This window comes from Nitrosospira multiformis (genome assembly GCF_900110185.1).
Taxonomy (GTDB): domain Bacteria; phylum Pseudomonadota; class Gammaproteobacteria; order Burkholderiales; family Nitrosomonadaceae; genus Nitrosospira; species Nitrosospira multiformis_A.
The window spans coordinates 89,313-102,923 of record NZ_FOCT01000006.1; the positions used below are offsets into that span (position 1 = coordinate 89,313).

Annotated in this window: 8 protein-coding genes; 6 read left to right on the forward strand and 2 right to left on the reverse strand. The window is 52.9% G+C overall.

Annotated features, from left to right (window positions below; genetic code table 11):
• Nucleotides 1-2: 2 nt before the first annotated feature.
• Nucleotides 3-1,328 carry an ABC transporter substrate-binding protein gene (locus tag BMY01_RS08425; RefSeq protein ID WP_074746478.1) on the reverse strand — a complete coding sequence of 442 codons (1,326 nt, stop codon included), beginning with the start codon at nt 1,326-1,328 and terminating at the stop codon, nt 3-5.
• Nucleotides 1,329-1,649: 321 nt separating this feature from the next.
• Nucleotides 1,650-2,594: a histone deacetylase family protein gene (locus BMY01_RS08430; protein WP_074746174.1), complete on the reverse strand. Its 945-nt coding sequence runs from the start codon at nt 2,592-2,594 to the stop codon at nt 1,650-1,652.
• Between the two features lie 189 nt (nt 2,595-2,783).
• Between BMY01_RS08430 and BMY01_RS08435 the strand changes: the two genes are divergently transcribed.
• From BMY01_RS08435 to BMY01_RS08460, 6 genes are all read left to right on the forward strand, one after another.
• Complete coding sequence (locus tag BMY01_RS08435; protein ID WP_074746176.1) at nt 2,784-4,892, forward strand: bifunctional diguanylate cyclase/phosphodiesterase; 2,109 nt, start codon at nt 2,784-2,786, stop codon at nt 4,890-4,892.
• 243 nt (nt 4,893-5,135) lie between these two features.
• Nucleotides 5,136-7,283 carry a hypothetical protein gene (locus BMY01_RS08440; protein ID WP_074746178.1) on the forward strand — a complete coding sequence of 716 codons (2,148 nt, stop codon included), beginning with the start codon at nt 5,136-5,138 and terminating at the stop codon, nt 7,281-7,283.
• A gap of 76 nt (nt 7,284-7,359) precedes the next feature.
• Nucleotides 7,360-8,382 (forward strand): class I fructose-bisphosphate aldolase, encoded by a 1,023-nt coding sequence (locus BMY01_RS08445; protein ID WP_074746180.1) that lies wholly within the window; start codon nt 7,360-7,362, stop codon nt 8,380-8,382.
• Nucleotides 8,383-8,405: 23 nt separating this feature from the next.
• Entirely contained in the window at nt 8,406-8,792 is a 387-nt protein-coding gene (gene crcB, locus BMY01_RS08450; protein WP_074746182.1) for a fluoride efflux transporter CrcB, read from the forward strand.
• Between the two features lie 66 nt (nt 8,793-8,858).
• Nucleotides 8,859-9,176, forward strand: coding sequence for a DUF190 domain-containing protein (locus BMY01_RS08455; RefSeq protein ID WP_074746184.1), 318 nt, complete (start codon nt 8,859-8,861; stop codon nt 9,174-9,176).
• A gap of 980 nt (nt 9,177-10,156) precedes the next feature.
• Complete coding sequence (locus BMY01_RS08460) at nt 10,157-13,549, forward strand: hypothetical protein (RefSeq protein ID WP_074746186.1); 3,393 nt, start codon at nt 10,157-10,159, stop codon at nt 13,547-13,549.
• Nucleotides 13,550-13,611 lie beyond the last annotated feature (62 nt).

Sequence of the window (13,611 nt, forward strand, 5' to 3'; positions counted from 1 at the left end):
TTTCACCCCGCCGGCCCTCTGGAGTTACTCCCGGATTTTTCCATGAACTGGGTTGTCTGCAGCATTGCAGGCGTGTTCAGCACCTTCTCCAGCAGGACGTTCCACTCTTCACGCGAGCGATAGGACGGGAACGGCGATGGTTCCAGCGGTCGCGTGGAATCCCACACAATATCGAATTGACCATCTTCCCGCACTTTGCCAACCCGGGCCACTTTCCATACGTGGCGAGTAATCGGATCAAGCGCCACGATCCCCTCCGGAGCAGGAAGGCTTTGACGCAAAATCAATCTTTGTACCTTTGCCAGATTACCTGAGCCCGCCTCGGAAGCAGCCCGAATCCACATGTGTACGTTGACGTAGGAGGCTTCTGTCGGACTGTCAATAACAGCTTTCTCCCCATAGCGGTCGCGGAACCGCTTGACGAATGCCTGATTCTCCGGCGAAGGAATGGTTTGGAAATAATTCCGGGCAGCGAAGTGTCCCGTCATTGGTATCTTATCCTGTACCGACAGCACTACTTCGGTAACGCTGAACGACAATACCGGGATGCTCTCCGCTGTGATTCCCCTCCTGTTCAATGTTTGAAAGAACCCGGCGTTATAGGCGCCCGCAATCGTGCTCAATATCAGATCGGGCTGTTGATCCACGATATCCTCTACAAGAGATTCCATGTTTTGGGAACCAAGAGGCAGATAATATTCCCCCGCCACGATTCCGCCGTTTGCTGCCAGAACATCCTTGATAAGAATATTCACGACACGCGAAAAAACATTTTCTGACCCTGCTAGATAGACCCGTTTGCCACTATGCCGTGCATGTTTCCGGTTACCAAGATTTTCCAGGGCCCAGTACACAGCAGGCATCACCAATTGATTTGGTACTGCACCTCCATAGATAATATTAGGCGACTGCTCCATGCCCTCATACCGCAATGCATAAAACAGCAGGTGATCGTGTCGTTCTACAACCGGTTTCACCGAGGTGCGGCAGGTAGAAGTCCAGCAACCGAATAATGCCTCTACTCTCTCTTCGAGAATCAGGCGTTCGGCCTCCCGCGCGCAATGACCCGCGTCTGACCTGCAATCCGCTACCACAGCTTCAATTTTATGACCGTGGATTCCTCCCGCCGCATTGGCCTCCTCAACGGCCAACTGTATTGCATCAATCAACGGCTTCTCGCTTGCAGCCAGGACCCCGGAGAGGGAGTGGAGCACACCTATCCTGATGCTCGGCTTACTTCCGGCCAGATACTGCCATACCACCCCCGCCATGATCGCGAGAACGATTAACAGAATCAGGGGAATACCCAGTTTATGGTTGCCCTTCAATGCCACCCTCTTCGATACGAGCCGGAAAATACCGCGTCTGATCCCTTCATTGCTATTTCCATCATAGACTTGATAGGAGGATAGCGAAACGCCTTCGGAGAAATTCTGTTGAACACAAGGTTTCCTGTTTTCAACCTGATTCCTCTCCTTTTGACCTATATCCCTCTTCTCCGTTCGTCCTGAAGCCTTCGGCGGCTCAGGACATTCCCCATTCCCTTTGCCAGGGCGCAAGAGATGCTCGAGGAAGGACTCTCAGGTAAGCCGGAAGGGTCGAAGGGGTAGCCTGGAAGAGTGGGCGCTGGAGAGGCGCGTTTTGAGCTATCAGGGCTTCATAAGGACTTTTATATGCGCTGCCACGCTTCGTCCCAGCGCAGCCAACTCATACCCGCCTTCCAACACCGACACGATACGTTTTCCGGCATAAGCGCGGGCAACCTCTTTGATTTTTTCAGTTACCCACGCGTAATCGTCTTCCACCAGATTCAGAGAAGCAAGCTCATCATCGGCATGAGCATCGAAACCAGCAGAAACAAACAACATTTGCGGTTCGAATCTTTCCAGCGCCGGCAGCCAGAATTCATCCACTGCTTTTCGAAATACCTTGCCGTTGCTCCCTGCCGGTAGCGGGATGTTGACCATTCGCTCTGAACGCCCTGCAATGCCGCTATATGGATAGAACGGGTGCTGGAATGTCGAGACCATCATGACGCGGGGGTCGTGCTGAAAGATATCTTCCGTACCGTTGCCGTGATGCACGTCGAAGTCCACTACTGCGACCCGTTGCAGAGCATGTGTTTCAAGCGCGTGAGCAACCGCTACGGCAATATTGTTGAACAGGCAGAAACCCATCGGATACCCGCGTTCGGCGTGGTGACCCGGGGGGCGAATACTGCAAAACGCATTTTCCACCGTCCCTCCAATCACGAGATCAGCAGCAAGGACGGCTGCCCCCGCGGCCCGATAAGCTGCTCCCAGGCTGTGGCGGTTCATGGCGGTATCCGGATCGAGGTACACGAAACCTCCCGAAGCTGCGCGGGATGCTGCTGCTTGCAATCTTGCAATATGTTCCTGTGTATGCACACGCTCCAGCTGGCCGATAGTCGCTAATGGCGCCTGATAACGTCTCAGTTTATCCATCAGCCCTGAAGCAGACAGCTCCTTCTCGATCGCCTTCAACCGAGCTGGACTTTCAGGATGATAAAAATCCATTTCGTGCAACAGGCAATCCGGATGGGAAATGAAGGCAGTATGGGAAGCGGGTCGCATGGGCTATCTCTCTTGATATCGTCTCGTTGGCTTTTCCGGGTGTGTTTTCTGCAAATTGAACCCCTGTCCACTCCGTGCTAATCTCATAGCTCAGGAATCCACCGCAGGTTGATAATTCCTTGACAAACCGTCATCGCGCCCGCGGAGGACATTGTCCTGAAGACGCTGTCTAAAACAATAAGGCGTTCAATGTCTCTCTTTCGACAACTATGGTTAGCCGTTATCCTGGTGACCATCACAAGTTTTACCGGTAGCCTTTTTGTAAGTCTGCTTGGCACACGAAGCTATCTGGAGCAACAGCTTCACCGTAAAAACATCGATAGCGCGAATTCTCTTGCATATTCGATTTCCCAACTGCGCAAGGACCCTATCACCATTGGTCTTCAAATCGCTGCATTTTTTGATAGTGGCCAATACCAGGCAATCTCCATCACCTCTGCCGATGGCAAGCTGATCACCGAACGCGTGCAGAACGAGATAGAAACGACTGTTCCCGGATGGTTCATTCGTCTCTTTCCAATCAGCGCAGCACCGGGTCAAGCCCAGATATCGGACGCCTTACTGCATTTTGGCGTGATCAAGGTGGTCAGCCAGGCTCAACTCGCGTATCAGGCACTTTGGGAGCAGGCGAAAACCTTGATGCTCTGGTCTCTGGGTACAGCGATCATGTGCGTGCTTATCGGGGCGATGATATTGCAGCGTATCCACAAACCACTGGCGGAGATGGTCGAGCAGGCTGATGAGATTATAGAACGCCGCTTTCTTACTATTTCAGAACCCCGCATACCGGAACTACGCAGCCTGGCGCGTGCCACCAATGACATGATCAGACGCCTGCATAACCGCGGCATCGAAGAAACCAAGCGCCTGGAAGCTTTGCACAAGCAGATAAACTTCGACCCGGTCACAGGCTTGGCCAGGCGGGAGTACTTCATGAACCAGCTGAGCCAAATTTTAATTGGCAGGGAAGAGAGCTATGAAATAGAACAGAAATCTGCGGCTGCCAGCGAAGGAGCGCGGGAGACCGTCCCGGATGGGGCCAGGGAGGGAGAATACCACCCTATGGGTGAACATAGTGAAGTTGTCTTGCATGAGGAAAAGACTCTCGCTTCAACTGCAACTGCTGCAGACGCGGCCACGGGACAGATACACGGCAGGCGGGGAATTTTTTTCCTCATACGCATTAATAATCTGGAAGAGATCAACCGCAAGCTCGGCAGAGCCGGCGCAAACGAACTGCTTCATCGGGTTGGTTCACTGATTGGCGGCATCACCGGGGAATTCGAGGAAATCGCATCTTCTCCGCCACTTGCTGCACGCCTGAATGGCTCGGATTTCGCGCTTCTTGCTCCTGATATCAGTAATGCGGCAAGATTTGCCAGGCGCTTGTCCGAGGAGCTCGCAGCGCTCCCGCTGCGTGACGGTGACAAGATCACTGATTTCTGTCATATCGGAGCCGTGCCCTATCAACGCGGCGATACGCTCAGCGAGCTTCTTTCCAGAGCAGACGCAGCCCTGGCCACGGCGGAGCAGGCCGGAGCAAACGCTTGGCATCTCGCCCCGCCATCAAGGCAGACTTCTCCAGTCTCCCTCAATATCTCCGACTGGCGCCACATTTTCAGCGATGCTTTGACTGCCAACCGCTTCATGCTGGCTTTCTATCCTGTTATCGATCCCACTGGCGCAGTCCTGCACCAGGAAGGCGTTGCACGCATGCAAGCTCAACCGGAAGGCGGGTGGCTGGAGGCATCCGACTTTATCAGCATCGCCGCTCGTCTGAATATAACGGGTCCCATTGACGTAGCAGTATTGCGTCATGCACTGGAATTCCTGCAATCGAATACCGGCGAGGTCGCGGTTGATTTATCGATCGAAACAGTCGCGAACCATCGTTTCCGCAATAAACTTGACGCACTGCTGCGTCCGCATCCCGAATTGTGCTGGCGACTCTGGATCGAAGTGTCGGAGTATGGCGCTTTTCGCAAGTTTGAAGCCTTCCGCGATTTTTGCCACATTTTTAGGCAGTTGGGTTGTCACGTTGGTATCAAGGATTTCGGACGCCATCTCGACAGTATTCAAAGTCTCGCCGGGGCCGGGCTAAGCTATCTTAAAGTAACCGACAGGTTCATTCACCGCATTAACCAGAATAAAACCAACCAGAAATTCCTGAAAAATCTGTGCGAGCAGGCACACGCCCTGGGTATGAAAGTGATCGCGCTGGGTGTCCAAAATGAAGCCGAGCGAAAGGCATTGATAAAACTGGGTTTCGACGGTCTGACCGGCAGGGCCATAAAATAGCTTTCTGATTCAAAAGTACGGCGTTGTGAACGGAGACAGTGGGCTTTGCAGCGTCCAATGTGAACGTAATCCTTTCCCCCGGACGGCGTTATACCTGCAGTCGCCATAAAGCTCATCTTTGGAAGGCTTTTCAGTTTCAACGCTCCGTTCATATATCTTGTGATACAAACATGCTATGCCTATAAATTAATTCCGTATAAGAACGTAGTTCAGGAATAAAACCAAAAAAATAAAGGAGACACAATGACTACTACCCATCAATGGAAGTTTTTCCGGGCAGGTGGTTTTGATCAGGTACAAATTGATACCGGAGCTGACCTGCTGGCATTAAAAAACCTGGATCAGAAATTGTGGGTAGCGTTGAGCTGTCCCACACGCGGCATAGAGTTTGACACGAAAACACTCGACCTGATCGACCATGATGATGACGGGCGTGTGCACGCAAATGAGGTACTCGCGGCGGTCGCGTGGACAGGCAAACTGCTGAGGAACCCGGATCTGCTGGTCAATGGCTCCGGCAGTGTTGCCCTGGCGGATATAGACAACAGCACAGACGAGGGGCAGCAGGTGCTGGCATCGGCACAATACATCTTGAGCAGCCTCGGCAAGCCCGATGCGCCGGAAATTTCTCTTGCCGATATGGCTGACATCGAGAAGTTTGTCGCAGGACTGGATTTCAACGGTGATGGGGTAATCACCGCAAGTCAGATTCCCGATGCAGCACTGCGTGCAACCGTGGAAGACATCATGAAGTGCCGTGGATCAGCAGCCGACGTGAGCGGGAAGCCAGGCATCGATCAGGAAATCAGCGACGCGTTCTTTGCCGAAGTTGCGGCCTATTCCGCCTGGCAAGCCAAGGGAGAAAGTGACGGCGATATCCGCTTCCTGGGGGACAAAACGCAGGCCGCAGCGGCGGCCTTCCACGCGGTCAAAGAAAAAATCGATGATTACTTCACGCGCTGCCGGCTGGCTGCCTATGACATCCGCTCAGCCGTGCCCCTGAGCCGCTCCGCTGACGACTACAAAAGCATTGCCGCACAAACATTGTCGGCAAAAAGCGAGGATATCGCCAGCTTTCCTCTGGCCACCGTGGAGCCGGAAAAACCGCTGCCATTAATGGCAGGAATCAATCCTGCCTGGCAGGAAGAAATCGATGTATTCCGCAGCCTGGTCGTCGTACCATCACTCGGCGAGAAAGAAAACTTATCGGCTTCGGAATGGAAAGCACTATGCGACAGGTTTGCAGCATTTGAAGCCTGGCAGGCGAACAAGCCTGCCTGCTCTGCCGAACCTCTTGGAGACGCACGCTTGCGTGAAATTTCGACCGGCAGGCACAAGGAGGAGATCGCTAGGCTGATCAGCCAGGATAAAGCGGTAGAAGAGGAAGTAAAGGCAATCCATTCGGTGGAAAAACTGCTGCGCTACAACCGTGACCTGTTCAATCTGGTCAATAATTTCGTATCCTTCCGCAGCTTTTATACGGGCAGGGATAGAGCACTCTTCCAGTTGGGGACACTGTACCTCGACGGACGAAGCTGTGATCTGTGCGTAACCGTGGATGACATTGCCAAGCATGCGGAGTTTGCAAGCATGAGCGGGATCTATCTAGCGTATTGCGACTGTATACGTAAGGGTGGCACCGAGAAAATGAGTATCGCAGCCGCCTTTACCGCCGGCGATTCCGATTTCCTGATGGTCGGGCGGAACGGCATTTTCTATGATCGAAAAGGCCAGGATTGGGATGCCACGATCGTGCGAATCATCGACCACCCCATCAGCATTCGTCAGGCTTTCTGGTCCCCCTATAAAAAGCTGGTGAAATTCATCAATGAGCAACTGGAAAAAATGGCTAGCCGGAAAGCTGCCGAGGCGGGTGAAAAACTGACTGCGGCGGTACCGGGAGTTGGCGTTCCGCCGACTCCCGGTACCCCTCCACCGCCCTCCGTGCAACCATTCGATGTAGGCAAATTCGCCGGGATATTTGCAGCGATAGGACTGGCCCTTGGCGCAATCGGGGGAGTCGTTGCTTCCATTGTCACGGGTATACTGGGACTTGAATTCTGGCAGATACCGCTCGCGATCATCGGCCTGATATTGCTGATTTCCGGTCCCGCTATGCTGGTCGCATGGTTCAAGCTGAAAAAACGCAACCTCGGTCCGGTTCTGGACGCAAATGGATGGGCCATCAATGCGCGTGCACGTATCAATATTCCGTTTGGAACATCACTTACCAAGCTCGCCCGCTTGCCGGAAGGAGCGCGCTGCTCGCTGACGGATCCATACGAGGATAAAAAAACCGTGTGGCCATTCTATCTTTTGATCATCGGAATCCTCATTCTCTTGTTCATCATGTGGCAACTAGGAGTCTTTGAATCGCCGCCCATCCGCTAGCCGGTAATGAGAGTGAAAAATCGCATATCCGACTGCCTGTCCTGAATCTATGCTTGCTTAAGGAGGATAAAAGCTCATGAACATCGATGAACTCAAGTCAGTGGCCGAGGCCATTGTTGCCAGGGAGAAAGGAATTCTGGCAGCGGATGAAAGCAGTCCCACCATAAAAAAACGTTTTGCTTCGATCGGCGTTGAATCCACGGAGGAAAACCGGCGCCGCTACCGAGAGTTACTTTTCACTGCCGAAGGCATCGAACGCTACATCAGCGGCGTCATTCTGTATGATGAGACGATACGGCAGAGTTCGAAGCACGGTGTACCGTTTCCGCAGGTACTGTCGGGACGGGGAATCATACCGGGCATCAAAGTGGATAAGGGCGCCAAGCCGCTGGCCCTGCAACCTGGGAACAAAATCACCGAAGGATTGGACGGCTTGCGCGACCGCCTGGCGGAGTACAAACAGTTGGGTGCAAAATTTGCCAAATGGCGGGCAGTCATGGAAATCGATGAGTACACGCTTCCTTCTGCCTATGCCATCCGCGCAAACTGTCACGCCCTGGCTCGCTATGCAGCCCTCTGTCAGGAAGCCGGCCTCGTGCCCATTGTGGAACCGGAAGTTCTGATGGATGGTGCGCACGATATCGGACGGTGCGAAAGCATCACTTCCGCCATGCTCGAGACTTTGTTCGGAGAACTCGACGCCCATGGCGTAGTGTTCGAAGGGGCTCTGCTCAAGCCCAATATGGTCATTCCGGGAAAGAAATGCGCGCTCCAGGTCAGTTCTCAGCAAGTTGCGGAGGCAACGATCCGCTGCCTACGCCGTTATGTTCCGGCGGCAGTGCCGGGAATCGTGTTTCTCTCGGGCGGTCAAAGCCCCGAGGAAGCGACCGATAACCTGAATGCCATGAACGCCATGAAAGGAAACTGCCCCTGGCAACTCAGCTTTTCTTATGGCCGTGCGCTCCAGGAACCGGTTCTTGCTGCCTGGAAGGGAGAGGAAAAAAATGTGGCTGAAGCACAGCGCGCGTTTTCCAGACGTTCCCAGTTAAATGGTCTGGCGCGGGAAGGACTTTATAACCGTTCGATGGAAGATAGCTGACCTTACGGACACGGGTGTAAGCTATGGGCGTTTATGCATTAACGGCGGTGGGCGCAGGTGCGGCGCTGGGCGCTTGGTTACGCTGGGGGTTTGGGATGACGTTAAACCCCCTGTTTCCGACCCTTCCTCTGGGTACTCTCGCCGCCAACCTGACCGGAGGTTATCTTATCGGCGTCGCGATCGAGTATTTTCATCACAACAGCTTTCTCCCGCCCGAGGCGAGGCTGTTTGCCATCACTGGCTTTCTCGGCGGATTGACAACCTTCTCCACCTTTTCAGCGGAAACCGTTACGCTGCTCTTGCGTGGCCAATATGCCTGGACGTTTGTCATCATATTTTCACACCTGACTGGCTCCCTCGTGATGACTATACTGGGAATAATGACAGTCAAATGGCTTGCCCAGCATTGAAAGAGGATTTTCCAAATCCGGCCGGAAGAATGATACAGGGAATGAGAGGAGCAAACGGAGGAGGATATGCAAGGGGTCTTTCTCAAATTCTACGTAAGCGAATACCGCGAGCATAATGGCATACTGCTGTACGAGTGGCTGCTGGAACGCGCAAAAAAAAGCGGCTTTAATGGCGGTACCGCAACCCGCGCCTTGGCCGGTTTCGGTCGCCATCGCGTATTGCACACGGAAACCTTTCTTGAACTGGCGGCGGATCTTCCGGTAGAAGTCAGCTTTGTACTCAGTAAAAAAGAAGCCGAAGACTTCATGCATCTGCTGCAAGCGGAAAACATCGACCTTTTTTACGTCAATTTTCCGGTCGAGTATGGTTTTTTGCCGGAGTAAGTGTAAGTGCTGCCGCAGACAATATACAGAAGCGGCAATACATCAGTATCGCCCCCTAAAAGTAAGTTGAATTGCACTCTATCTGATTCCAGATTTTCCTGCATATTCCTGCTCACCACTTGGTCATGCTGTTCGATCTGCCATTCCTACCAGACATTCTCACTTTTACAGGCACTATGCGCCATTGATCTGCAATGACAAGAGCATTGTCGTTGCGCCCGCCGAGTTCCCTTGAAGCTCTTAAAACCGGATCGGTATTCGATCTGCGACAACTCCGCCTTCGATTGATAAAGCATGCACGACGATAATGTGGAATATCGGCTGTTGTTTTCGCCCTTGCTGCCTGACCGTTGCTTACTGCTCTTTAGACGCAGTGATAAAAAGAGGTGAGATGCTCTCCTTGCTGCCCGCCTTGTCTGAATCCCCTCCTCTTCCCCATACCAGCCCTATCACCAGCGCAACAATTATGATTTTTATACGGATAGCGGACCTCTCAAAAGGAATGATAAGGTTATAAAGTTGCAAAAAAAGCCCGGCGCAGGAGGCCTGGCCGGGCGCGCTGGCGTTTTGCTTCTACTACTGATTACATGTACATGACTTTTACTTCTACCTCGTTTACTGCTACTGGAGAAGCTATCTGCTTCCGATCCACTCTTGCTTCCCCGGTTTGCATACTACCAGCTTGAACGACTTTGCCTATTGGACCAAAGTACAACCCTCGGATATAGCTACGTTTATATCTTCAGGACGACACGTTTCCAGTCAAGGTGGGTGAAGGCATCGCATACGTCCTGTCATTACCGGTTTCCAGGCCCCTCTGCCTAGGGCCCAGGCATCAATCGCTGAATTGGCTGCACATATTCAGCATTTACGGGCGTTTGTGCTATACATAATTGCAACTGCCGACTCCGCAACTCGCTATGGCGCGGCCTTCAAACCGGTCAACCGCCGCTTGCCCCGCCAACTGAAAGGTTCATCACATGGCGGAACAACAGGATGAGAAGCCAAAACTGCCACTCGCCGGAATCTTTGCGCTATTCGCGATGGTCAGCAGCTTTCTCATCTATCAGGAAATCTCGCTCCAGACCTCCCGGCCCATCAGCAAGGGAGTCAGTTCCCATGTTTTCATGGAAGAGGGAATTGTCCAGTCGCGGCTCTGGCAGGATCCGTTCGAAGCGGTAGAAGCATATCAGTCGGGCGAAACGAAAATACCGAAGGAGACGGGCGAGGAAATCGATGAACCGCATCAACTCGCCCGGCTTGTCGAAGTTCTCGCAAAATCTGGCGTCTCCTCCCAGCTCCGCATCCTGCCGGTGTTCGTGGATGGAAGTCCGTACTCCAGCGGCGCGGAAACCAGGCTCAATGATCGTTACGCGGTGATATCCGCCCTGGGCGCAGCAGGATACACGCCGGAATCGGGCGAATACATCCGTTTTTTCATCTGGAATCGCGCAGAAGAGAACAAGCAGAACGGGCAGCAAGAGATGGCAGCAACCAGATCTGTCGTCATTCCTGCCGAGCTATTCATCCCCAAGGAAAAACTGGAAAGCAAAAAACATATATTTGTCATATGGCTGAAAGCGCAGGATTTTGGCCGTAATCCGTTCACCTCCTTGAGCGAGTTGATGACGCACCTCGACAGCAGCTTCGGGAAATATCAGATAAATCTGACATATGACGTTCTAGGTCCCAGGTTCTCCACTGGCCTGCGCGCAATGGTGCAGGAGGTAAAAGACAAGTTAGGCGAAGAGGCAAGGCAATCCAGCGGGCAGTGCCCTTCCTCCAACCCACCATTCGATGCATTGAGGAGCGTTCGGTTTTATTCACCCTGGGCAACGGCAGAAGATACGTTCCTGCTTGACGATTCGCCCTACCCAGATAAAAGCAAAGCGGAAAAAGAAGCAGCGGAAGCAATCGACAAACTCTGCAGCTGTCCCGATAGAACACTCGTCGGCAATGGGGGTGACGGACGAACGGAAACTGCAGAAAATCTGCCGATTGTGGAGCGCCTGTTTTCGTGCGCAGGTATTAAAAACTTCAGCAGGACGATTGGCACAGATGCAGTACTGGCCGAGCACCTGGTTCAGGAACTGAACCGTCGTCAACTCAAGTTGAAGAACTGTTCGGGAACCAAGTTCGGAAAAGATACAAAAGAATCGTGCGAATTCAAGGTGGCGCTGATTTCAGAGTGGGATACGCTGTATGGACGGGCCCTCCCACGTACCTTTGTGGGGGTAGCGTCAAATGAAACCGGTTCCGGCAAATCCGGCCCTGAGCTAGAGACGGAAATAAATAAGCTGCGGAGAGATGAATGGCCGGAATGGGTGTCGCACCACTCGTATCTTGCAGGGCTTGACGGCGAACTGCCGGCATCGCAAAGCAGCAAAACGGAAGGCAGGAGCAGCGATAAGGATACAGAGGGTGTTCTGGCCAAAGGCAAGGCATGGTACGAAGGACGGTCGGCGGCGAACAAGGGAAATGCGAACCAAAGACCCGAGGGCCGCAGCCAGATCGATTATCTCGTCAGACTGGCGGCGGCGCTGAAACAGGAGGAAGCGAAGGATGGGAAATTCAAGGCAATTGGCGTCCTGGGAGGTGATGTATACGACAAGCTTCTGATCCTTCAAGCACTCCGTCCACAGTTTCCAACCGCCATATTTTTTACGACCGACCTCAATGCCAGGCTCGCCTATCCTGCCCAGTGGGAATTTACCCACAATCTTGTCATCGCCTCACATTTTGGATTGAAGTTGCAACCCGAACTGCAAATACCCATTCCCCCATTTAGAGATAGTTATCAGACATCCCTGTTCTATGCCGCTTTGATGGCGCTCGGACATCTCGCCCCTGTTCATGCAGATGAAACGAATTGCCCCGATTGCGTCAGGCTGAACACAGAAGTGAATAAAGAAAACAGGGATGGCAAGCCGGATAATTTTTTTGCAAATACAGGAACGAGGCTGTATGAGATCGGAAGGACCGGAGCATTCGATATCAGCATTGATCCGCATGGACCTTCCGCAGCTTATGAAAGCATCCATCCGATCCGCCCGGACCTGGACGCCTATTTCGACACGCAACGAAACCTCAGGTGGCTGGCAGAAGCGTTCGCCGCGATCATCATTCTCATTCTGGGCATCATACTGATCAGTACCAGGGTAGCCGATTTTTTTCATAACCTTGCCATGATCAAATTATTCTGGGCAGGTTTGGTTGTTGCAGTCGGTGCATGCTACGGCCTGGTCAAATGGGTGCCCTGGAAGGCGTTTGATGTCGCAGAAAGCGAGCCCTTCGTGCTCACCGAAGGGATCAGCGCATGGCCAACAGCAGCAATCCGCCTGTTCGCACTGGTCATGAGCCTGCTCTTTTTATGGTATTCGTGGCGGAAGATGAAAAATAACGAAAATGTTCTGACGCATGAACTGGATCTCGAAGATAAAGGTACAAGTTTTACCGATACTTCCCTATGTGATCCCGAAAAAGGCGCCAGTTACAAGAGGCTTCCGTTCAGGATCTTTTCCCACGCTATTCGACGCATCCTGGGCCTGCATGTCTGGCGTCCACAAAGTACTGACGAGATCGATGCTGTTCGCCTCTGGCGAGAATATATCTCCCTTGGCGCTCTGAAAAATTTCGCAATCCGGAGTCTGCCGCAGCTGGTTGTCGCATTAAGTTTCGCCTGGCTAATGATGATGCTGTTCGGCTTTCCAAATACACCCTGCCGGGGTTCGGGCTGTTTCCTGATAAGCAATAGCCTCCTCACCATGAGCGGCACGGCGATGATGATACTGATATTTTATGTTGTGGATGCCACAAGGTTGTGCCGGCGCTGGGTCAATTGCATTGCCACGAATAAAATCCATTGGCCCGCCGGCACACTCGGGAGAATAGCCAGTAAGAGCGGCATCAACAAGGAGAACCTGGATGAATGGCTGGGCATCGAACTGATCGCCGAACGCACGACTGTCATCGGCAATTTCATCTATTTCCCGTTTATCATCGTTGTTCTTCTAATCATCGGGCGCCATGGTTATATCGATAACTGGGGGTTTCCTGTCTCGCTGGTCATTATCTTTTCCCTCAATGCGATACTCGTTGTCGGGAATGCGCTGGCGTTGCGAAGATCGGCCGAAAAAGCCCGGCGCGAGGCCATCAGGCGTCTGGAGAGCAGGCTGATCCAGCTATCCGGTCAAGCACCGGAAGAAATAAAGCAGAGGCAGCAGATCGAGTGGGCAATTCACACGATCAAAAATAACAAAAGGGGGGCTTTCCTCCCCTTCACACAGCACCCGATATTCGGGGCGGCGATCGCATTGCCGTCCGGCGGCTATGGACTTCTACTCCTGCTGGAATATTTTGCCACCGGGCAGTAATAGCCCCGAGAGCGGGAGGGATGAAGTGAGATTCCAGGGCGGCTTTAACCGGAACTGCGGGG

What these genes read in the sequence shown, in the direction of transcription:
- BMY01_RS08445 (WP_074746180.1), top strand. Translation starts at nt 7,360, where the DNA reads ATGAACATCGATGAACTCAAGTCAGTGGCCGAGGCCATTGTTGCCAGG.
- BMY01_RS08455 (WP_074746184.1), top strand. Translation starts at nt 8,859, where the DNA reads ATGCAAGGGGTCTTTCTCAAATTCTACGTAAGCGAATACCGCGAGCAT.
- crcB (WP_074746182.1), top strand. Translation starts at nt 8,406, where the DNA reads ATGGGCGTTTATGCATTAACGGCGGTGGGCGCAGGTGCGGCGCTGGGC.
- BMY01_RS08430 (WP_074746174.1), bottom strand. Translation starts at nt 2,594, where the DNA reads ATGCGACCCGCTTCCCATACTGCCTTCATTTCCCATCCGGATTGCCTG.
- BMY01_RS08440 (WP_074746178.1), top strand. Translation starts at nt 5,136, where the DNA reads ATGACTACTACCCATCAATGGAAGTTTTTCCGGGCAGGTGGTTTTGAT.
- BMY01_RS08435 (WP_074746176.1), top strand. Translation starts at nt 2,784, where the DNA reads ATGTCTCTCTTTCGACAACTATGGTTAGCCGTTATCCTGGTGACCATC.
- BMY01_RS08460 (WP_074746186.1), top strand. Translation starts at nt 10,157, where the DNA reads ATGGCGGAACAACAGGATGAGAAGCCAAAACTGCCACTCGCCGGAATC.